The organism is Sandarakinorhabdus limnophila DSM 17366 (assembly GCF_945882885.1).
Taxonomy (GTDB): Bacteria; Pseudomonadota; Alphaproteobacteria; order Sphingomonadales; family Sphingomonadaceae; genus Sandarakinorhabdus; species Sandarakinorhabdus limnophila_A.
Map to the genome: position 1 here is coordinate 1 of NZ_CAMCWT010000047.1, position 20,018 is coordinate 20,018.

The 20,018-nt window shown below is 65.1% G+C and carries 17 protein-coding genes, 1 tRNA gene, 1 other RNA gene and 2 pseudogenes; 6 read left to right on the forward strand and 15 right to left on the reverse strand.

The window, feature by feature from the left end; genetic code table 11:
- A pseudogene (locus tag Q7O19_RS10440) lies at nucleotides 1-132 on the forward strand (IS630 family transposase); the annotation flags it as partial.
- 135 nt (nucleotides 133-267) lie between these two features.
- On the opposite strand, the gene Q7O19_RS10445 reads toward Q7O19_RS10440, so the two are convergent.
- The 4 genes from Q7O19_RS10445 to Q7O19_RS10460 form a co-directional block, all read right to left on the reverse strand.
- Nucleotides 268-342 (reverse strand) — tRNA-Asn (locus Q7O19_RS10445).
- A 54-nt stretch (nucleotides 343-396) separates the two neighbouring features.
- A complete protein-coding gene (locus Q7O19_RS10450; protein ID WP_303810423.1) occupies nucleotides 397-1,161 on the reverse strand; it encodes an NAD kinase in 765 nt (254 codons plus the stop codon).
- A 13-nt stretch (nucleotides 1,162-1,174) separates the two neighbouring features.
- Nucleotides 1,175-2,212, reverse strand: coding sequence for a GTP 3',8-cyclase MoaA (moaA, locus tag Q7O19_RS10455; protein WP_303810425.1), 1,038 nt, complete (start codon nucleotides 2,210-2,212; stop codon nucleotides 1,175-1,177).
- 204 nt (nucleotides 2,213-2,416) lie between these two features.
- A protein-coding gene (locus Q7O19_RS10460) for an IS3 family transposase (protein ID WP_303810427.1) occupies nucleotides 2,417-3,507 on the reverse strand; the annotation gives its coding sequence in 2 pieces (ribosomal slippage) (nucleotides 2,417-3,312 and nucleotides 3,312-3,507; 1,092 coding nt in all).
- Nucleotides 3,508-3,659: 152 nt separating this feature from the next.
- Between Q7O19_RS10460 and Q7O19_RS10465 the strand changes: the two genes are divergently transcribed.
- Entirely contained in the window at nucleotides 3,660-5,354 is a 1,695-nt protein-coding gene (locus Q7O19_RS10465; RefSeq protein WP_303810429.1) for a GGDEF domain-containing phosphodiesterase, read from the forward strand.
- Nucleotides 5,355-5,412: 58 nt separating this feature from the next.
- Here the strand turns inward: Q7O19_RS10465 and mfd are convergent, their stop codons facing one another.
- Both mfd and Q7O19_RS10475 read right to left on the reverse strand, forming a co-directional pair.
- Nucleotides 5,413-9,006 (reverse strand): transcription-repair coupling factor, encoded by a 3,594-nt coding sequence (gene mfd / locus Q7O19_RS10470; protein WP_303810430.1) that lies wholly within the window; start codon nucleotides 9,004-9,006, stop codon nucleotides 5,413-5,415.
- On the reverse strand, nucleotides 9,003-9,359 hold the full coding sequence (locus tag Q7O19_RS10475; RefSeq protein WP_368492109.1) for a succinate dehydrogenase assembly factor 2: 357 nt from the start codon (nucleotides 9,357-9,359) through the stop codon (nucleotides 9,003-9,005). Before Q7O19_RS10475 ends, mfd begins: the two co-directional genes overlap by 4 nt.
- A 3-nt stretch (nucleotides 9,360-9,362) precedes the next feature.
- On the opposite strand from Q7O19_RS10475, the gene recG reads away from it, so the two are divergent.
- On the forward strand, nucleotides 9,363-11,414 hold the full coding sequence (gene recG / locus Q7O19_RS10480; protein ID WP_303810431.1) for an ATP-dependent DNA helicase RecG: 2,052 nt from the start codon (nucleotides 9,363-9,365) through the stop codon (nucleotides 11,412-11,414).
- A gap of 53 nt (nucleotides 11,415-11,467) precedes the next feature.
- On the opposite strand, the gene rnpB is transcribed toward recG, so the two are convergent.
- An RNA gene (gene rnpB / locus Q7O19_RS10485) (RNase P RNA component class A) lies at nucleotides 11,468-11,864 on the reverse strand.
- Between the two features lie 50 nt (nucleotides 11,865-11,914).
- On the opposite strand from rnpB, the gene Q7O19_RS10490 reads away from it, so the two are divergent.
- Entirely contained in the window at nucleotides 11,915-12,208 is a 294-nt protein-coding gene (locus tag Q7O19_RS10490) for a DUF6522 family protein (RefSeq protein ID WP_303810432.1), read from the forward strand.
- Nucleotides 12,209-12,405: 197 nt separating this feature from the next.
- Here the strand turns inward: Q7O19_RS10490 and Q7O19_RS10495 are convergent, their stop codons facing one another.
- From Q7O19_RS10495 to Q7O19_RS10520, 6 genes are read right to left on the reverse strand one after another with little or no spacing between them, the layout of a single operon-like run.
- Complete coding sequence (locus tag Q7O19_RS10495; RefSeq protein WP_303810434.1) at nucleotides 12,406-13,074, reverse strand: N-acetylmuramoyl-L-alanine amidase; 669 nt, start codon at nucleotides 13,072-13,074, stop codon at nucleotides 12,406-12,408.
- Nucleotides 13,071-13,955, reverse strand: coding sequence for a DMT family transporter (locus Q7O19_RS10500; RefSeq protein WP_303810435.1), 885 nt, complete (start codon nucleotides 13,953-13,955; stop codon nucleotides 13,071-13,073). Before Q7O19_RS10500 ends, Q7O19_RS10495 begins: the two co-directional genes overlap by 4 nt.
- A complete protein-coding gene (locus Q7O19_RS10505) occupies nucleotides 13,952-14,665 on the reverse strand; it encodes a DnaJ family molecular chaperone (protein ID WP_303810437.1) in 714 nt (237 codons plus the stop codon). The genes Q7O19_RS10500 and Q7O19_RS10505 overlap by 4 nt, the downstream gene beginning before the upstream one ends.
- A gap of 57 nt (nucleotides 14,666-14,722) precedes the next feature.
- A complete protein-coding gene (gene pgmG, locus Q7O19_RS10510; RefSeq protein WP_303810438.1) occupies nucleotides 14,723-16,105 on the reverse strand; it encodes a phosphoglucomutase/phosphomannomutase PgmG in 1,383 nt (460 codons plus the stop codon).
- A 7-nt stretch (nucleotides 16,106-16,112) separates the two neighbouring features.
- On the reverse strand, nucleotides 16,113-16,523 hold the full coding sequence (locus Q7O19_RS10515; protein ID WP_303810440.1) for a hypothetical protein: 411 nt from the start codon (nucleotides 16,521-16,523) through the stop codon (nucleotides 16,113-16,115).
- On the reverse strand, nucleotides 16,523-17,302 hold the full coding sequence (locus tag Q7O19_RS10520; protein ID WP_303810441.1) for a division plane positioning ATPase MipZ: 780 nt from the start codon (nucleotides 17,300-17,302) through the stop codon (nucleotides 16,523-16,525). The genes Q7O19_RS10515 and Q7O19_RS10520 overlap by 1 nt, the downstream gene beginning before the upstream one ends.
- Before the next feature lie 148 nt (nucleotides 17,303-17,450).
- Between Q7O19_RS10520 and panC the strand changes: the two are divergent.
- A pseudogene (gene panC / locus Q7O19_RS10525) lies at nucleotides 17,451-18,251 on the forward strand (pantoate--beta-alanine ligase).
- An 11-nt stretch (nucleotides 18,252-18,262) separates the two neighbouring features.
- Nucleotides 18,263-18,706, forward strand: coding sequence for a cupin domain-containing protein (locus tag Q7O19_RS10530; protein ID WP_303810443.1), 444 nt, complete (start codon nucleotides 18,263-18,265; stop codon nucleotides 18,704-18,706).
- On the opposite strand, the gene Q7O19_RS10535 is transcribed toward Q7O19_RS10530, so the two are convergent.
- Entirely contained in the window at nucleotides 18,703-19,230 is a 528-nt protein-coding gene (locus Q7O19_RS10535) for a hypothetical protein (RefSeq protein WP_303810445.1), read from the reverse strand. The two genes, Q7O19_RS10530 and Q7O19_RS10535, sit on opposite strands and share 4 nt — an antisense overlap.
- An 18-nt stretch (nucleotides 19,231-19,248) precedes the next feature.
- Nucleotides 19,249-20,018, reverse strand: a 770-nt coding sequence (locus Q7O19_RS10540) for a GNAT family N-acetyltransferase (RefSeq protein WP_303810447.1), incomplete at its 5' end; no start/stop codon positions are given.

Consider the following 20,018-nt stretch of genomic DNA (forward strand, 5'->3'; position numbering starts at 1 on the left):
AAGGCCATGCTCAGAAAGATCGGTGAGCGGACCGTGAACGGCCTCTGGGACCTGATCGGCAGGCTCGTCGATATCTTCAAGCCAAACGAATGCGCAAACTACTTCACATCGTGCGGCTATGATCCAGACTGATCGAAAATCGCTCTAAATCACAACCTCAAATCTGAGCCATAGGTGCTGACGGGGAATATTTGGGGAACAATTTGGGGAACGGGCTGGGGCACCTGATAAAAATCAGTGCAATATCAAGCCAGTAACTTCCCACGCTGGCTCCCCGGGTAGGGATCGAACCTACGACCATTCGATTAACAGTCGAATGCTCTACCGCTGAGCTACCGAGGAACAGCGTGGGCAGGCTCATTTAGCGGCGGCAGGGGAGCTTGCCAAGGCATAAAATCAGGATGCGAACTGTTCCAGGCTGATGCGGTCGTCCAGCGCGTATTCGGGGTCGAACAGCAGGGTGAGGCTGATGCTGCGGTTGATCGCCACCTTCACATGGGAAACGTCGCGTACTTCCATCTGATCGGCGACGGCCGACACCGGGCGCTTGGCGGCTTCGCGCACCTCGAATTCGATCACGCTGGCCGAAGGCAACAGCGCGCCGCGCCAGCGCCGGGGCCGGAACGGGGAGATCGGGGTGAGGGCGAGGAGATCGGCTTCCAATGGCAGGATCGGGCCATTCGCAGACAAATTGTAGGCGGTGGAGCCGGCCGGCGTCGCCACCAGCACGCCGTCACAGATCAATTCTTCCATCCGTGTCTTGCCGTCGATGATGATGCCGATCTTGGCGGTCTGGCGGGTTTCGCGCAGCAGCGACACCTCGTTGATGGCCGGGTGGGTGACGGTTTCGCCCGACGTCGCCGTAGCGGTCATCTGCAGCGGGTGGAGAACGAACGGCTTGGCGGCGGCCACCCGGTCTTCCAGTTTCGTCGCCTTGAAATCGTTCATCAGGAAACCCACCGTGCCGCGGTTCATGCCGAACATCGGCTTGGGCGCCTTCAGCGTCATGGCTTCGTGCAGGCAGTGCAGAAGATGGCCATCGCCGCCCAGCGCCACCACCACATCGGCCTCGCGCACTGGGACGAAATCGTACTTTGCCCGCAGCGCGTCGCCGGCCGCGCGAGCGACCTGACTGTCGGAAACGATAAGCGCGAGCTTCATTGTCTTGTCGTCCTCAGCCGCCGGTCAGGCTCATGTAGCGGGCCACGGCAGGCCGCGCGCCGCGCCGGTCGATCACGAAATCATGGCCCTTGGGTTTGCGGCTGATGGCTTCATCCAGCGCGGCGTCGATGGCGGCGTCGTCCGTTCCAGTCCGGCGGATCACGGATTTCAGATCGGCCTGGTCTTCCTGGCCCAGGCACATGAACAGCTGCCCGGTCGCCGTCAGCCGCACGCGGTTGCAGCTTTCGCAGAAGTTGTGCGTGAGCGGCGTGATGAAGCCCAGTTGCAAGCCAAGCTCCTCAACATGGACATAGCGCGCCGGGCCACCGGTGCGGTGCGGCAGATCGGTGAGCGTGTAGCGCTGCGCCAGATCGTGGCGCACGCGCGACAGCGGCAGATACTGGTCCACCCGGTCCTCGCCGATCTCGCCCAGCGGCATGGTTTCGATCAGCGTCAAATCATGGCCACCGGCAGCGGCGAACTGCATCAGCGCTTCGATTTCGTCGGCATTTTCATGGGCCAGTGCCACGGTGTTGAGTTTCACCTTCAGCCCGGCGGCCGTGGCAGCCGCGATGCCATCAAGCACCTGGGGCAGGCGGCCCCAGCGGGTTATGCGGGCGAATTTTTCAGCGTCCAGCGTGTCGATGCTGATGTTGACGCGGCGCACCCCAGCGGCAAACAGCGCCTCGGCATGGCGCGCCATCTGGCTGCCATTGCTGGTGAGCGTGAGTTCTTCGAGTGCGCCCGTCTTCAGGTGTCGGCCAAGGCTGTTCACCAGATCGATGATGCCACGCCGCACCAATGGCTCGCCGCCGGTCAGCCGCAGCTTGCGGGTGCCGCGCCGGATGAAGGCGCTGGCGATGCGGTCGATCTCCTCCAGGCTCAACACTTCGTTCTTGGGCAGGAAGGTCATGTCTTCGGCCATGCAATAGACACACCGGAAATCGCAGCGATCGGTGACCGAGACACGCAGATAAGTAATGGCGCGGCCGAACGGATCGACCAGCGGCCGTTCCGGTGCGCTCACCGGGCTGTTGCCTTCGCCAAACATGAGCCGAGCCTGTGGCACGGCTGCATCGGTTGGCAAGCGCTTTTCGCATTAACGCTTCGGCCGCTTGATTGTCGGGCTGGACAGGCACAGAGTAGAACGTCATCAAAGCATGCAGTGTAGAGCGTTCAGCAGGGGCAGGTTCTGGACGTCATGGGCGCAATGAACGCTGGACTTGTAACGGTTTTGTGCCGGTCACCTATCTCACTATGCCACCTTGGCTTCGAATGTGAGCGGGCTAATGCCGCCCAGGTATGAATGGCGCCTGCGGGTGTTGTAGAACCCGTTGATGTATTGGAAGATGGCAGTCTCAGCCTGACGCCGGTTTGGCCATTTCTGCCGCCAGATGAGTTCAGCCTTCAAGGATTTGAAGAACGTCTCCACGGCGGAGTTGTCATAGCAATTGCCCTTGCCACTCATTGATGGCCGCAGGCCGTAGGCCTGCAGCTTTTTCTGATAATCGTAGGAGCAATACTGGCTGCCGCGATCCGAGTGGAAAAGGCAGTCTGGCGGTGGATTACGCAGCCGCACCGCCATATCGAGTGCACGGATGGCCAGATCCTTCTTCATTCTGTCGCTGACGGCCCAGCCCACCACACGGCGGCTATGCAGATCAAGAATGACAGCCAGGTAGAGCCAGCCTTCCGACGTCCAGATATAGGTGATGTCGCCGGCCCACTTCTGGTTGGGCGCAGCGGCAACAAAGTCCCCGTCGAGCCAGTTCGCCGCGACACCCAGGCGGTGGTTGCTGTCGGTGGTGACCTTGTGTCTGCGGGTGCGGACCGGCTTGATCCCGTTGAGGCGCATCAGCCGTCCGACACGGCGCTCACCGACAGCGAAGCCCGCCTCTTTGAGTTCCATCGTCATGCGAGGACGACCATAGCTGCCCAGGCTCAGGCTGTATTGCTCCCGGATGTGGGCCAGCACCATCATGTCCGTGCGGGAACGCTGACTGACCGGTCGTGACCTCCATGAACGATAGCCGCGCGTGCTGATCTGCATCACCCGGCAAATCGTCTCGACTAGCCAGATATGGCGCCAGCTCTCCACGAACGCAAACCTCACGGCCGCTGGCTCGCGAAGAACTGTGTGGCCTTTTTTAGGATGTCCCTCTCCTCCTTGAGCACGCGGTTCTCAAGGCGAAGCCGCTCGTTCTCGCGGGCCAGATCTGCCTGCGGCGTTGCTAGCAGATCAGTCGGCCGGTATTGCGAAATCCACTTGCCCAGCGTCGATTTACCAATGCCCAAATCCTTGGCCACGCGCTCACGCGATAGCCCGCTGGTCAGCGCAATCCGCACCGCCTCACCGCCTCCTGCTTGAACTCTTCGGAATGCTTCATCATGTCGTCGGTCTCCTGCTGCGAGCTCTAAACGCTCAGGTGACCGACACAAAACCGTTACAAGTCCACGCCGAGCCGGTTTTAATCGTATCACCCCGCTACGCGGATGACGTGGCGGCTCTTGTTGCGTCTGCTGGCCAGGCCCCGCGGGTGGAACGCCGCCCCGAACTGGCTGCCGGCCGCTTTGCCGCCGAACCGGTGCGGGTGGTGGTGGTGGATGCACGCGGCGCATTAGCGGCAGGTCTGGCCGTGGCGCAGGCGTTGGGCCCGGCGGTGGAAGGCCGGCGCGGTGCCATGCTGGTGCTGCTCTCCCGCAATGATGCCGATGCCGCTGGCGCCGCCCGCGATGCCGGCGCGACATCGGTGATGGTCTCCCCCTTCGGGTCCGACAGTTTTTCAACGGCGCTGCACCTGGCCGGTCGCCATGCCGATCGCCTGGCCGCCGCCGCCGCTGCGCCCTTGCCGCCGGATTCCAGCCAGGTAGACCGGTTGACGGGCCTGGCCAGCGCCGAACGCCTGCAAAACTGGCTGGCCGAACAGCGGGCAGCGGAAATCCCGTGCGGGGTGATTGTCATCGGGGTCGGCCGCTTTGCCCAGATCAACACCATCTATGGCCGCGATGTCGCCGATCGTCTGCTCGCGGTAATCGCGCGACGACTGGGGCCGATTGCCGATTCCCGGACGCCCAGCGGTGAATTGCGCCTGCTGTCACGCCTGACCGCGGCGGAATACGCAATCGGTATCTCGGGTGCCGGTGCTGCCGACAAATTGGAACGACTGGCCCGCCAGATGCTGCGCGGCTTTGAACGGCCCTTTGCCATCGATAATCGCCTGACCCATGTTTCGGGCCGCGCCGGCATCGCCTGGGATGATGGCAGCATGGATGGCGATCCAGCCAGCGTGGCCACCGCCTTGCTGCGCGAAGCCTCCATCGCCCTTTCCGATGCGCGCGGGCGTGAACCCGGCGCCGTCGCCCGCTTCCACCAGGAAAGCGACCGCGAGGCGCTGGCCCGGCGCGCCGATCTGGAATCCGATCTGTTCGGCGCGCTGAAGGATGGCGGCATCACCATATTGTTCCAGCCGCAAGCCAGCCTGTCTGATGGCGTGGTGGGCGGGGTGGAGGCGCTGTCGCGCTGGGATCACTCGCTGCATGGCCGGCTTTCGGCCGTGACCCTGCTGGAAACAGCGGCATCGGCCGAACTGGCGCTGGCCGTTGGTCGTCACATTCGTTCGCGTGCCATTGCCACCGCCGCAGCCTGGACCGGGGCGCTGGCCAATCTGAAGATTTCGCTGAACGTGACCGCCGCCGATCTGGCCGATCCGGAATTCATCGCTTCGCTGGCGAAGGATCTTGCCTCTTCGGGGCTATCGCCGCGCCGGCTGGTGATCGAAGTGACCGAAGAAGCCATCATCAACGATCTCGACGCCGCCGCCGCCACCCTCTCCCTGCTGCGTCGCGACGGGGTGGGCATCGCGCTGGATGATTTCGGTGCCGGTTATTCCAGCCTTGCCCGCCTTGCCCGCCTTGCCCGCCTGCCGGTGGACACGATCAAGCTTGATCGTAGTTTTGCACAAGGCCTGACGGGGAACGAACGCGAACGAATCGTGGTGGAAGGCATGATCGCCACCGCCCGCCGCCTCGGCCTCACCGTGGTGGCCGAAGGCATCGAGGACGACGTGCAACTCGCCGCCGCCCGCGCCGCCGGCTGCCAATGGGTGCAGGGCTATTGCGTCGCCCCGCCGCTTGACCAGACAGCGCTCACGGCCTTCTGCAACCGCCGCAAATCCAAGAGCAGCGTGGCGTAAGGTAGAGTGGCCTCCGGCGGGCAGGGACTCGTCCCTGCCCGCCGGAGGCCACTTCTTCCTATCTTTTGCCGAACTTCGATTTGAACACCGCCGGCCGCATCGGCGCTTTCGGCGGCGGCAGCGGCTTTGCTGCCGGTTTCGCCACGGGTTTCAGCTTTGCGCCGGCCGCGAGCTTGCTCAGGGCCGATGCGATGGCCAGCGCGCCTTTCAACCGTGTGCGGTCATCGCCCCACTCGGCGGCGATGAAGAGTTTCTGATCCGGCCGCACTTTTGCCCGTTCGCCAAGGCGGGCGATATAATCCATCAGCGCATCGGGGTTGGCGAAGCGGTCGTCGCGGAACGTCACCAGCCCGCCCTTGCGGCCGGCTTCCAGCTTGGCGATGCCGGCGGTGATGCAGGCTTGCTTGATTTCGATGACGGAGAGCAGGTTTTCGACTTCCGATGGCAGCTTGCCGAAGCGGTCGATGATCTCGGCGGCGAGGCTGTCGATGCCGGCGCGGTTGTCGATCTCGTTGAGGCGGCGATAGAGCGCCATGCGCACGTTCAAGTCGGGCACATAATGATCAGGGATCAGGATCGGCACTTCGGCGGTGATCTGGGGGCTGAATGCTTCGGCGGGCGGCTTCATGCCGGCGGCTTCGGCGCGGGCTTCCAGAATCGCCTCTTCCAGCATCGACTGGTAAAGTTCGAAGCCGATCTCCTTGATATGGCCCGATTGTTCGTCGCCCAACAGGTTACCGGCGCCGCGCTGATCGAGATCGTGGCTGGCCAGTTGGAAGCCGGCGCCGAGCGTATCGAGCTGTGAGAGCACCTGCAGCCGCTTTTCGGCGCCTTCGGTGATGGTCTGCCCGGCGGCGGTGGTGAGATAGGCATAGGCGCGGGTCTTGCCGCGCCCCACGCGGCCGCGGATCTGGTAGAGCTGGGCGAGGCCAAACCGATCGGCGCGGTGGACGATCAGCGTGTTGGCCGACGGGATGTCGAGGCCGCTTTCGATAATGGTGGTGGAGAGCAGCACGTCATAGCGCTTGTCGTAGAAGGCGCTCATCCGCTCTTCCACTTCAGATGGCGCCATCTGGCCGTGGGCGGTGATCGGCTTCACTTCCGGCACCTGTTCGCGCAGGAATTGTTCGATATCAGCGAGATCGGCGATGCGCGGCACCACGAAGAAGCTTTGCCCGCCGCGATAATGCTCGCGCAGCAGCGCCTCGCGGATCACCACTTCATCAAATGGGCTCACATAGGTGCGCACGGCCAGGCGATCGACCGGTGGGGTGGCGATGATCGACATTTCGCGCAGGCCGGTGAGTGCCATCTGCAGCGTGCGCGGGATCGGCGTGGCGGTGAGCGTGAGCATGTGCACATCGGCCTTGAGCGCCTTCAGCCGTTCCTTGTGGACGACGCCAAAGCGCTGTTCCTCATCCACGACGACCAGCCCCAGCCGTTTGAACTCGATCGATTTGGCCAGCACGGCGTGGGTGCCGATGACGATATCCACTGTTCCGTCGGCCAGGCCTTCGCGACAGGATTTGGCGTCGGCGGCATTCACCAGCCGCGACAGGTGCCGTACTTCAAGTGGAAGGCCGGTGAAGCGTTCGCGGAAGCTCTGATTATGTTGCCGCGCCAGCAGGGTGGTGGGGCACACCACCGCCACCTGCACCCCGGACATGGCGGCAGCATAGGCCGCACGCAGGGCGACTTCCGTCTTGCCGAAGCCGACATCGCCGCAGACCAGCCGGTCCATCGGGCGGCCGGAGGTGAGATCCTCGACCACGTCGGCAATGGCTTTGAGCTGATCATCGGTTTCGGCATAGGGGAAGCGGTCAACGAAGGCCGCCATGCCGCGGCTGTCGATCTGCACCGGTTCGCCTTCACGCAGGGCGCGTGCCGCCGCGGTGGCCAGCAATTCGCCGGCAATCTCGCGGATGCGGTTTTTCATCCGCGCCTTGCGCGTGCTCCAGGCGACGCCGCCCAATCTGTCGAGGCCGACACCTTCAGAATCGCTGCCGTAACGGGTGAGGACGTCGATATTCTCGACCGGGACATACAGCTTGTCGCCGCCGTCATAGGTGAGCGCCACGCAATCATGCGGTTTGCCGCCGATGGCGATGGCCATCAGCCCGTCGTAGCGGCCGATGCCGTGATCGCGGTGGACGATCAAATCGCCGGGCGTGAGCATCGCCAGTTCTGCGAGGAAGGCATCGGCCTTGCGCGCTGAACGCGCCTTGCGGACCAGGCGGTCACCCAGCATGTCCTGCTCGGTGAGCAGGGTCAGCGGCCCGCGCGGGTCAATCTTGGTGAAGCCGTGATCAAGCGGCAGTACGGTGAGCACGATCTGGCCGGCAGCGGCGAGGCCTTGGGCTTCCTGCCAGTGATCGGCGGTGACGAGGCGTTCGACGCCTTCATCGACAAGCAGGCCGCGCAGCCTTTCGCGCGCGCCGTTGGAGTAGCTGGCCAAAATCACCCGGTCACCGTCAGCACGGCGATCCTCGATATGGGCCTTGATCGCGGTGTAGACCGGCGGGCCGCCATTGGCCTGCGCCACGCGTTCCGGCGCGAAATCGCGCGCCGGAACGGCGTCGCAATCGATAGCGAACAAGGTGCCGGGCGCAACGCTGTGCGAGCTGGTGCCGTGGACGGCGTGGGCGGTGAGCCGCTCGGCCCACTCCTCGCGCGACAGGTAGAGCGCGGCGGGCGCCAGCGGGCGGTAGCTGCCCTTTTTCTGGCTCAACGCGGAAACGCGGTTCTCGTGATAATCGCTGATGGCGTCGAAACGGTCAGCCGCGGCCTTGTCCGCGCCCGCATCGCGCACCACCACATCATCGGCAGCCAGCCAATCGAACAGGGTGACGAGATCGGGTTCGAACAGCGGCAGCCAATGTTCCATGCCGGCCAGGCGGCGCCCGTCGCTGACGGCTTCGTAGAGCGGATCGCCGGTGGCGGTGGCGCCGAATTTTTCCAGCCAGCCCGAACGGAAGGCGCGGATGCGGTCGGCATCGAGCAGCACTTCGGAGACCGGCAGCAGGTCAAAGCCGTCCGCCGGGCCCAAGCTGCGCTGGGTGGCGGGATCGAAACGGCGAATGGATTCAATCTCGTCGCCGAAGAAATCGAGCCGCAGCGCGAACTCCTCGCCGGATGGCATCACGTCCACCAGGCCGCCGCGCAGGGCATATTCGCCCGGCTCCACCACGGTATCGACACGCACAAAGCCATTGGCCGCCAGTTTCAGCGCCAGGCTGTTGCGATCGATGCGGCTGCCGGGCTTCAGCCGCGCCGACAGGCTGGCGATGCGGGCGGGGGGCAGGCAGCGCTGGCTGATGGCGTTGACGGTGGTGACGACGAGTTCGGCGCCCCGCTGTGGTTCTGCCAGTGCCGCCAGCGCCGCGACGCGTTCGGCGGCGGCCTTCAGCGATGGTGAGGCGCGGTCATAGGGCAGGCAATCCCAGGCCGGCAGCATGGTGATGGCGATTTCGGGTGCGAAATAGGCGGCGGCTTCCGCAACGCTGCGGGCCTGCGCTTCATCAGCCGCAATGAACCAGGCCCGGCCCTTGGCGGCGCGCGCCACGTCGGCCATCAGCCATGGCAGATAACCGCCGGCACAGCGCGCCAGCGTCACCGGCCGCGCGGCTTCGACGAAGCGCGGCAGATCGATCATTTCGTTACTTCGACATAATCGAGTTTCTTCAGCAGCTGCATCTGCTCGCCGTCCAGCCGGGCCGGCACGGCGGCGGTGCCGAACGCCCAAGCCAGGATATCGACATCCTGTTCCTCCAGCAGTTGTTCGAACCAGGCCAGATCGGCTTCGGTCCAGCTGGCGTGGTAGCGGTCGAAGAAACCGCCCACCACCAGATCGGATTCCTTGGTGCCGCGATGCGAGCCGCGATACTTGGCCTTGCGGATACGCAGGTCCCACGGGTCGATATCGTTGTCGTTCATCGCCTGCACCTTCAAACAGATATGCCGCGCGGGCGTTTCAAACGGCCAGCGCGGTGCTATCAACGGTGCCATATCATGCGCCCTGCCATCCTCAACCCCCTGTTCGCCGAAGTGGCCGCGCTGAAGGGCGTCGGTTCGGCGCAGGTGCGGCAATTGGCGCGACTGAAGATCACGCGGGCGCTCGACCTGGCGTTCCACCTGCCGACGATGGTGATCGACCGGCTGGCGGTGGACACGCTGGACGAAAGCCTTGTTGGCCGGCCGGTGGTGGTGCCGCTGACGCCGGCCCGCCACGAGCGCGGCGGCCCGCGCAGCCCGTTGCGCGTGGCGGCGGTGGATCGCGGCGGCCAATGGGTGGACTTGACCTTCTTTGGCCAGACCGCCAACTGGGCGCAGACCAAGCTGCCGATCGGCGTCGAAAAGCGGGTGATCGGCAAGCTGGATCGGTTCGGTCAGAAACTGCAGATCGCCCATCCGGAAGTGCTGGCGATGGACAGCGCTGCACCGCCCGGCTTGCGCGAGCCGGTCTATCCGCTGACCGAAGGCGTCACCAACCGCCGCATGGGGCAGTTGGTTGGCGAGGCGCTGACGCGCGTTCCGGCTTTGGCCGAGTGGATCGAGCCGAGTGTCATCGAACGCTACGGTTGGGCATCGTTCACCGAATCGCTCCACGCCGCGCACCGCATGGAAGGGGGGCGCGACCGGCTGGCCTATGACGAATTGCTGGCCAATCAGTTGGCGCTGCTGCTGGTGCGGGCCGATACGCGGGCGCGGCGCGGGCGGGCATTGGCGGGCAACGGCCGGTTGGTGCAGCCGTTGATCGCCAGCCTGCCGTGGCAACTGACCAATGCGCAAAATCGCGTGATCGGCGAAATCACCGGCGACATGGCGCAGGCTCAACCGATGCTGCGGCTGCTGCAGGGCGACGTGGGTTCGGGCAAGACGATGGTCGGCCTGATCGCCATGCTCACCGCGGTGGAAGCGGGAACGCAGGCGGCCTTGCTGGCGCCGACAGAAATCCTCGCCCGACAGCATCATGCGACATTGACCAAGGTCGCCGCTGGTCTGCCGGTGCGGATCGAACTGCTTACCGGCCGCGACAAGGGCAAGGCGCGCGAGGCGTTGCTCGCTGATCTGGCAGCGGGCCGGATCGATATCCTGGTTGGGACCCACGCCATCTTCCAGGAAGCGGTCGCCTATTATGATCTGGGCCTGGTGGTGGTGGATGAACAGCACCGCTTTGGCGTTGCCCAGCGGTTGATGCTGGCCAACAAGGGCCGGGTGCCGCCGCACGTGCTGGCGATGACCGCGACGCCGATTCCGCGCAGCCTTGCGCTCACGCGCTTTGGCGAAATGGATCAGAGCCAGATCGACGAGCGCCCGCCCGGTCGCCAGCCCATCGAAACGCGGGTGACCGCCCGCTTCGAGGATGTCGCCGCAGGCCTTGCCCGCCATGTCGAAGGCGGTGGGCAGGCCTATTGGGTGTGTCCGCTTGTCGATGGCACCGAGGATGCGGACGAAGCTGCAGCGACCACCCGCGCGGCGTTCCTGAAAGGGCGGCTGGGGGAAGGGCGTGTTGGCCTTGTCCACGGCAAGATGAAGGGGCCAGACAAGGATGCTGTGATGGCCGATTTCGCTGCCGGGCGGCTGGCCGTGCTGGTGGCGACGACGGTGATCGAGGTGGGGGTGGATGTGCCCAATGCCACGCTGATGATCATCGAGGCAGCGGAGCGGTTTGGCCTGGCGCAGTTGCACCAGTTGCGCGGGCGTGTTGGGCGCGGCAGTGGGCAGAGCGTGTGCATGCTGCTGCGCGGCGAGGAGCTTTCGGAGACCGCACGCAGCCGGCTGAAGCTGATGCGCGAAACCAACGATGGCTTCCGGATTGCCGAGGAGGATCTGCGCCTGCGCGGCGCCGGCGAGATATTGGGCACGCGGCAATCGGGGGAGGAGGCGTTTCGTTTTGCCGATCCCGAACGCGTGCAGAAGTTTGTCACCATGGCGCGCGACGATGGGCGGTTGCTGCTTGATCGCGATGGCGGGTTGGATGGGGCGCGGGGGCAGGCGGCGCGGGTGCTGTTGTATCTGTTCGAGCGCGACGCGGGGGTGGCATTGCTGCGGAGCGGCTGATGGATGCGGCCCATGAAGCATCTGCCCGCAACGCTTGCGCGTTGCGGGCAGAAAGGACCACGTCGCCTGTAAGCCGGGTTCTGTCCAGGGTTTGCACCCCTGGGCGACCATTCCTCTCGGACGGCGGTTACCCGCCGCCTCCAGCAACCAACCCGGATGACTGGGCCGGTTCCTGCCCTGCATGCCGAAACATGCGCGCCATCCCTATTCGGTCTTGCTCCCGGTGGGGTTTGCCGTGCCGCTTTGGTTGCCCATCGCGCGGTGCGCTCTTGCCGCACCGTTTCACCCTTGCCTGTCCTCTGTTGCCAGAGCCATCGGCGGTCTCTTCTCTGTGGCACTGTCCCTGATCCGGGTTTCCCCGAACCGCCGGGTGTTACCCGGCACCGCGTTCCGTGGAGCCCGGACTTTCCTCGGCAGATTTGCACCTGACGCGGTCGCCCAACGACGTGGTCGCGCTTTGCCATTGCCATGACGCGGCGATTCGCGCCACAGGCAGCGGCATGATCGAGATCGAAGGCAGTTGTGAGAGTTTCACCGTCTCGGCGGAAACCATCGCCGAGGGGTTGAAGCTTCAGCCCGAGCAGGTGCAGCCGATGCTGGCTGGCCGCCTCATCACCTCGTGGGTGGAAGCCGGCGTGGATGAGGATTTCGGCACCTTCCGTTTCACCTTCGCCACCGACAAGCGCCGCCTGCGCCTGATCGTCGATGCGCTGGGCAGCGTGATTTCCAAGTCCACCCTGGACTTTGGCGGCCATGATCTGCCGCTGGGCGCGCGCAAGCCTGGCGCAGTGTGAAAATCGGCGCAGATCAACATTACAGACTTGCAATGTTGGTGCGCTGACTGCATAACTTACGCATCGGGCCGGCCTCTAATTTCACCGGCCCGCTGGCTGGCAGCCCTGCCAGCGCCCGCAAATACGGTGGCCTTCCCCCTGTTGGACCATCGGCGGAACTCTCACGGCCGGTGCTCCCTCGGGCACTGGCCGCTTTTTTACAGCCCTTCCGCCAGCAGCAGCCCGCGCAGGATCGTGCGTGTTTCCGCATCGATCATGCCGTCGAACCGCGCCGGGCGGTGGTGGCGCTGGAAGGCGATGACGGCCTCAAGCGGTGCAAACACATCATAGCCATAACGGCCGAGCGCGGCCATGAAGCCCATGTCGGCCCAGTTCGGGTCCATGCAGGGCTTTGGCGCGGCAGCAAGGCCGGCGCGGGCGAGGCGGGGCCAGTCGAACAATTCGCCGGGGTCTTCCTTGCGGGTGGGGGCGATGTCGCTGTGGCCCACCACATTGGCGGGCAAGATGGCGTGGCGGGCGCAGATTTCGGCGACCAGCGCGTGCACCGCGTCTATCTGCGTGGTGGGGAAGGGGACATAGCCGAATTCGTGGCCGGGGTTGACGATCTCGATGCCGATGCTGGCGCTGTTCACGTCCGTCACGCCGCGCCACCAGCTGCGGCCGGCGTGCCAGGCGCGCTTGGACTCATCCACCATTTTCAGCACCGTACCGTCTTCGGCGACGACATAATGGGCGGAAACGCCGGACTGCGGGTTGGCCAGCCAGTAGATGGCTTCGGCGCCGCTCTGCATGCCGGTGTAGTGCAGTACCACCATGCCGATCGGCAGTTGCCGGTCGTTGAAATTGGGGCTGGCGCGCTGAATCATGTTGGCTCCACCGGCATGTCGCTGTCGCGGCGTTGCGCGGTGCGGATGGTGACGATGGCGACGCCAACCAGCGTCAAGAGCCCGCCCACCATCATCTGGCCGGTGATCGGCGTGTCATACACCGCCACCGCGATGGCGACCGAGATCAGCGGCGTCGGCAAGGTGAGCGGCGAGACGACCGCGACCGGGTAACGCTGGAACAGCCAGGTCATCCCGCCGTGGCCGACAATGCTGGACATGAGGCCCGAATAGGCGATCCAGCCCCAGGTGCTGAGCGGCAGTTCGGGGATGGCGGCGAGTTTGGCGGGCTCAAACGTCCAGGCCAGCGTTGCCATGATCGGAATGGCAACGATGCCGAGCCAACCGTGGATGACCAGCACCGACACGCCCTGCAGCTTTCGGAACAACAGGTTGCCTGCCGCCCAGCTGAGCGCCGCGCCAACCGTGAGCAGGATGCCGATGCGTTCACTGGCGATCGCCGGATCAAAGCCCATCACCACCACTCCCATGAAGCAGATGGCGATGGCGGTGATGCGCGGCCAACGGATTTCCTCCTTCATGAAGATGACGGCGAGGATCAGGCTGAACGGCACGCCCAATTGCCCGACGATGGACAGGGCCGAGATATTGTCGGCCAGCGCGAAGCTCACAGCGCCCAGCGACATGAACAACGCTCCGGACACAAAACCGGCCAGCAGGATCAGCCCCATCCGCCCCGGCAGCCAGCGCAGGAACGGCAGGCAGACGGCTGTGGCGACGACATAGCGCAGCAGAACGGCCGTGAACGGCCCGGCGCTCATCACGCCTTCCTTCACGGCAACGATGTTGCAGCCCCACACCACATCGATGGCGAGGATCATGGCAAGATGCAGGGGTTTCATCGCCGCCGTCCTGTCAGCCGGTCATAGGCGGCGTTGATATCGGCCATTCTGAGTTCCGACACGCGGATGAATTCGGACGGCACGCCTTCAGCCAGCGCGCGATCGGGGTGATAGCGTTTCACCAGTGCATGATAGGCGGCGCGCAGCGCGGCGGCATCGGCACCGGGTTCCACGCCCAGAACTGCCCACGGATCATCGGCCGCCGGCGCGAGGTGGCGGCGGCGGGTACGGGCTTGTGCTGCTTCATCAAAGCCCAGGATGGTGGCGACTTCGCCCAGAAAGGCCAGTTCGGCTTCGTGAAAGCCATCCACCGCCGCAATCATCCACAGCGCATCGAGCAGATCCTCAAGCGTGGCTGAACCCTGCCCGAGCAGATCGGCAGCCTGGATGGCATAGGCCTGGAAACCCGCCATCGATCCCTTGGCCAGATCATAGAAGCGCCGCGCATTGCCGGCTTCGCTTGGATCGACGTGAAACAGGCGCTGGAAGGTGGCGAATTCGGCGGCGCTGGCATTGCCATCGGCGCTGGCCATCTTGGCGGCGAGTGCGATGGCGGCGATGGAGAAGGCGACGCGGCGGCGTTCCGGGTTGGTGGCGCGGGCCCGCATTGCATCCACGGCACCGCCCGCCGCCGCGCCGGCCAGCGCCCCCAAGGGGCCGCCGATCACCAGGCCCAGTGCCGTGCCGGCCAAAGTCGCCCATATGCTCATGTTTAGCCGCTTAGGTGATTGGCGGCAGTGGGGGAAGGGGTGTGTTGCCCCGCTCCGTCAGTGGCTGGCGGCGACGGGCTCCACGCCGGACAGGGCAAGCTGCTGATTCAGTTCGGCCAGCAGCCGGGCCAAGGCGATGGCATCCTTGGCTTCAACCCGCGCGGTGAGCACGTCCTGCGTGTTGGACGCGCGCAGCAGCCACCAGCCATCGGCGCGCATCACGCGGGCGCCGTCGATCTCGTTTACGCGGGCGCCCTCAGCCTTCAGCCGGGCCAGCACCTCGGCAACGACGGCGAACTTGCGCGTTTCGGGGCAGGGGAAGCGGAATTCGGGCGTGTTGATCATCGCCGGCATCGAGTCTTTCAGCGCTGTAAGCGAGCCGCCCAGTGCCGCCACCGCCTCGATCAGGCGAACGGCGGCCAATATGCCATCGTCCACGCCATGCCAGCGGTGGGCGAAGAAGATGTGGCCGCTCATTTCGCCGGCCAGCGGCGCGTTCAGTTCCAGCAGGCGGGCCTTCATCAGGCTGTGGCCGCCCTTCCACATGTCGGGCACGCCGCCCAGCGCGGCGATGCGATCGAACAGGGCCTGGCTGGCCTTGATGTCGCCAATGATGGTGCTGCCGGGCAGTTCACGCAGCACCGGTTCGGCCAACAGGGCCAGCAGCTCATCGCCCCACACCACGCGGCCCTGGCCGTCGACCGCGCCGATCCGGTCTGCATCGCCATCGAAGGCGACGCCGAAATCGCAGCCCTGCTCGCGCACCACGCGTTTCAGATCGGCCAGATTGGCTTCCACCGTGGGATCGGGGTGGTGATTGGGGAAGCGGCCATCCACGTCGCTGAACAGCAGATGATGGGTGCCGGGCAGTAGACGGGTCAGCCGTTCGACCACCGGGCCGGCGGCGCCGTTGCCGCAATCCCAGGCGATGGTGAAGGCGCTTCCGCGAAAATCGGCCAGCATCGCTTCGACATAGCGATCCATGATATCAGCCGTGCGGGCTGAACCGACGCCAGTCTCCCAATCGCCCGCTGCTGCCATGGTGCCAAGCGCCTGAATATCGGCACCATGGAAGGGTCCGCTGCTGCGCATCATCTTGATGCCGTTCCAATCGGGCGGATTGTGGCTGCCAGTGACCATCAGGCCGGCATCGGCGCGCATTTCGAACACGCTGAAATACAGCATCGGCGAGGGGCCGAGGCCGATATCTATCACATCGCAGCCGGCCGCCATCAACCCGCCCGCAACGGCGTTGGCCAGGCCGCGGCTGCTCACGCGGCCATCCCGGCCCAGGCAGACGGTGCGGCCGCCAGCGCGGCGTAGCATGGTGCCAAAGCTGCGGCCAACGGCGGTGGCGTCGTCCTCGGTCAGGGTGTCGCCCACGATGCCGCGAATATCGTAGGCGCGCAGCAGGCTGGGATGGAAGTTGTGGCCGGCCATCAGGCGCTCAGTCCGCTGATTCCCGGCGCTTTTCGGCCGCCATGATCAGCAGGTCGCGTGCGGCGGTGAGGGCCTGGGCGGCTTCGGACGTGCCGCCGGCATCGGGGTGGGCGCTGGTCATCGCCTGGCGCCACGCCTGCCAGATGGTTTCGGACGGGGCATCGGGTGCAACGCCGAGCAGCTGCGCGGCCTGCGCCAGTTCGCCGTTGGCCTGTCCACCCTGCTGATTCCACATCCACCACGCCCAGCCGCCCGCCGCAACCAGTGCGGCCGGCACAAAACGACCGCTGGAGAGGAAGCGAACGGCCAGCAGGCCGGCGACACCAAGACCGCCATACAGCATCAGATTGGGCAGCAGCCGGCCCTTCTGGTACAGCCACCAGGCGAGCCCGAGCACGACGATCAGGGCAAGGCCCATCAGGCTGCCATCTCGATCCCGCCGGGCAGGTTCAGCCCGGCGATGAGGGCGCGCAATTCGTTGCGGGCGGCAACGAGGGAGAGTGAGAAATCGGTGAGCGCGGCGCGATCAAGCAGGGTGAGCCCGCTTGGGAAGAATTCGCGGAAGATCACGCGCTCCGAAAGGCCGGGCAGCACGCGGAAACCAATGCGTTTCGACAGGGTTTCCAGTGCCGCGCCCACTCGCTGCTTGTTGCGGGCATCAAGCGTGGAGAGGCGATTCCTGAGCACCACCCAATCCATCGGGCGGCTTTCTTCACGGGCACGGCGGGTGCGGGCTTCCCAGACCATTTCGGCATAGAAGCTGGGCTTCTTCACTTCGAATGTGTCGCCGTCCACTTCGCCGATCAGATCGAAATCGACGAAACTGTCGTTGATTGGTGTCACCAGCGTGTCGGCATGGGCCATGGCGGCGCGGGCCAGCGCCGAATCGCGGCCGGGCGAATCAACCACGATGAAATCTTGGCCGCGCGCCTGCTGGAAGCGCATCGCCAGTTCGGCTTCGGCGCCGTCGCCATCGGCCACCACAACCGCAGCCGGGCCGGGCAGCGTGATGCCGTGGCGCTGGGCGTGGTTCCAGCGGTTTTCCAGATAGCGGGTGGAGGTGCGCTGGCGGCTGTCGAGATCGATCAGCGCGGTCTGCTTGCCGGCAAGTGCCAGAGCAACGCCGATATGCACGGCGGTGGTCGATTTGCCGGTGCCGCCCTTTTCATTGGCGAGCACGATCACATGAGCAGTCACGATTATCCCTTGTTCTGGCTTGCACTGTGGTTCCGTATCGCCCACAGCGCCGCCTGCCTGTCAACGCCCCTTGCGGGTGCTCCTTGGTGAAGATTGCATGACCAACACACTGCCCACCCTGCGAACGCCCGCCGAATTGCGCGCCTAGGTGCGGGCCTGGCAGGCCGCGGGCAAGCGTGTCGCCTTCGTGCCGACAATGGGCGCGCTGCACGCTGGCCATCTGGCACTGGTGACGAAAGGCCTCACACTGGCCGATGTCGTGGTCGCGTCGATCTTCGTGAATCCCAAGCAGTTCGGGCCGAACGAGGATCTTGCCCGCTATCCGCGTGATGAAGCCGGCGATGCCGTGAAGCTGGCGGGCTAAGGGTGCAGCCTGCTTTACGCCCCCGATGTCGCCACCATGTATCCGCCGGGCTTTGCCAGCTTCGTGCGGGTGGGCGGCCTGCCTGATCTGCTGTGCGGCCGGGTACGGCCGGGGCATTTCGACGGCGTGGCGACCGTGGTGGCGAAGCTGCTGAGTGCCGCACAGGCCGATGCGGCGGTGTTTGGCGAGAAGGACTGGCAGCAACTGGCCATCGTCAAGCGCATGGCAGCCGATCTGGACATCGGCACGGAAATCCACGGCTGCGCGATCGTGCGGGATGATGACGGGCTCGCCCTGTCCAGCCGCAACGCCCATCTTTCCGCCGACGAACGGAGCCGCGCGCTGGTGCTGCCGCAGGCGCTGCAGGCGACGCGGCAAGCTATCCTGAATGGCATGCCGGTGGCTGCAGCGCTGGCCGCCGGTCAGCGCACCGTCAAGTCTGCCGGTTTCAGGCGGCTGGATTATCTGGAACTTGTTGATGGCGAGACGCTGCACAGCCTGGGCACCTCGGCGCCGGGTGCACGGCTGATGGTGGCCGGCGTGATCGGCACAATGTGGCTGATCGACAATATTGCCCTGCACTGAGGGATTGACCCATGCCGCTGATCAGGCCGGACGCGATGCTAACCGAGAATGAGGATGCGCCCGGCGGCACCATCCGGTCGCAGTGGATCAGCGGGCCAGATGGGCTCGAACAGCTCGGCGCGCTCATTCAGACCATCCCGCCGGGGGCATCCACGTCACGCAACCACTGGCATGCCCATGAAGACGAGATGCTGTTGCTGCTCGACGGCCATTTGATGCTGCACGAAGGCGGGGTGGTTACGCCGATGCAGCCCGGCGATGCCGCGACCTTTGCGGCCGGGGTGGCCGCCGGGCATCATCTTGAAAATGCGAGCGATCAGCCGGCGCGCCTGCTGGTGGTGGGCACGCGTGCGCCCACCGATATCATCACCTACACCGAAGACGGCCGCCGCTGCTTGCGGGTGCGGACGTTGCCGGATGATCTGTGGATCGATGCCGCAGGGCAGCCGATTTAGCGCCGCCGCATCCGCAGGGCGGGCTGCCAGGCCTGAACATAAGGGGTGGTCCAGGGGCCGCCAAAGGCACCATAGCCGCCATGGCCGCCATAGCCGCCGAAACTGTTGCCGATGATCATATTGTTCTGCGCATCACCGCTGGTGTAGCCGAACCCGAAACCCGAAATCCCGCCCCAGCGGCTGGTGCCCTGCATCACTGAAAGCGCAGCAGTGCCGGTTTCACCCACCGGCACCATTGCGGTACCGCTCACGCCGAAGGTGCCGCCGCTGCCGGCAAACATGCTCATTTCGCCATGCACCTTGCGATCCAGTACGGCGCCGCCGCCATCCTGATAAAATTCCGGATAAAGTGAGCGATCGAGCACCGATTGCCGCTTGGCCTGTTCAGGGGTGAGGACCGGGGTTCGTTCGGGGCCATTGGCCGCCGCCGCGATTGCCGCCTCGCGCTGCGCGTCAGACAGGCGAACCACCTCGGTGGCAGCAGCGGGGGTGGCCAGCACGGCAAGCAGAAGCATGAGTCGCATGAGTTACCCTAGCACGGATCAGGCTTGCGGCTGCCTGTACGGGCCATGTTGATCCAGATATTCGATTTCCTCGATCACCGCCTGGGTTTCGCGGGCGAGATAATCGGCCACGGCCTGCCGGAATCCGGGGTTGGGGATGTAATGCGCAGAGATCACTGGCGTGGGCCGATAGCCGCGCGCCAGCTTGTGCTGCCCTTGCGCGCCGGCCTCAACCCGGGCGCGGCCATTGGCAATGGCCCATTCGATGGCCTGATAATAGCACAGCTCGAAATGCAGGAAGGGCACCTCTTCGGTGCAGCCCCAGTAACGGCCGTAGAGGCACTCATCGCCGATGAAGTTGAGTGCGCCGGCGACGGGTTTGCCACCCCGCAGCGCCAGCATCAGCAGCACGCGGCTGCCCATTGCCTCGCCGATGAGGCTGAAGAAACTGCGTTTCAGGTAGGGCTGGCCCCATTTGCGGGCGCCGGTGTCCTGATAGAACGTCCAGAAGGCATCCCAATGGCCTTCCGTGATGGCGTTGCCGGTGAGATGCACGATCTCCAGGCCGGCCAGCGCGCGCTCACGCTCCTTGCGGATCATCTTGCGGCGCGAGGAGGAGAGGGCGCCAAGGAAGTCCTGGAAGTCGCGATAATTCTCATTCTGCCAGTGGAACTGCTCGCCGGTGCGGATCAGCCAGCCGGCATCGCGGAACATGATCTGCTGTTCGGGCGTGAGAAAGGTTGCATGCGCGCTGGAGAAATTGTTGCTCTCCGTCACCTGCTCGGCGGCGCGGATCAGGGCCAGGCCGG

Coding starts and splice junctions, on each gene's coding strand:
- Q7O19_RS10505 (WP_303810437.1), bottom strand. CDS start 14,665: ATGAGCATATGGGCGACTTTGGCCGGCACGGCACTGGGCCTGGTGATC.
- Q7O19_RS10475 (WP_368492109.1), bottom strand. CDS start 9,359: ATGGCACCGTTGATAGCACCGCGCTGGCCGTTTGAAACGCCCGCGCGG.
- Q7O19_RS10450 (WP_303810423.1), bottom strand. CDS start 1,161: ATGAAGCTCGCGCTTATCGTTTCCGACAGTCAGGTCGCTCGCGCGGCC.
- Q7O19_RS10495 (WP_303810434.1), bottom strand. CDS start 13,074: ATGATTCAGCGCGCCAGCCCCAATTTCAACGACCGGCAACTGCCGATC.
- pgmG (WP_303810438.1), bottom strand. CDS start 16,105: ATGGCCGGCCACAACTTCCATCCCAGCCTGCTGCGCGCCTACGATATT.
- Q7O19_RS10535 (WP_303810445.1), bottom strand. CDS start 19,230: ATGCGACTCATGCTTCTGCTTGCCGTGCTGGCCACCCCCGCTGCTGCC.
- Q7O19_RS10515 (WP_303810440.1), bottom strand. CDS start 16,523: ATGGGCCTTGCCCTGATCGTCGTGCTCGGGCTCGCCTGGTGGCTGTAC.
- Q7O19_RS10530 (WP_303810443.1), top strand. CDS start 18,263: ATGCCGCTGATCAGGCCGGACGCGATGCTAACCGAGAATGAGGATGCG.
- Q7O19_RS10500 (WP_303810435.1), bottom strand. CDS start 13,955: ATGAAACCCCTGCATCTTGCCATGATCCTCGCCATCGATGTGGTGTGG.
- recG (WP_303810431.1), top strand. CDS start 9,363: ATGCGCCCTGCCATCCTCAACCCCCTGTTCGCCGAAGTGGCCGCGCTG.
- mfd (WP_303810430.1), bottom strand. CDS start 9,006: ATGATCGATCTGCCGCGCTTCGTCGAAGCCGCGCGGCCGGTGACGCTG.
- Q7O19_RS10490 (WP_303810432.1), top strand. CDS start 11,915: ATGATCGAGATCGAAGGCAGTTGTGAGAGTTTCACCGTCTCGGCGGAA.
- moaA (WP_303810425.1), bottom strand. CDS start 2,212: ATGTTTGGCGAAGGCAACAGCCCGGTGAGCGCACCGGAACGGCCGCTG.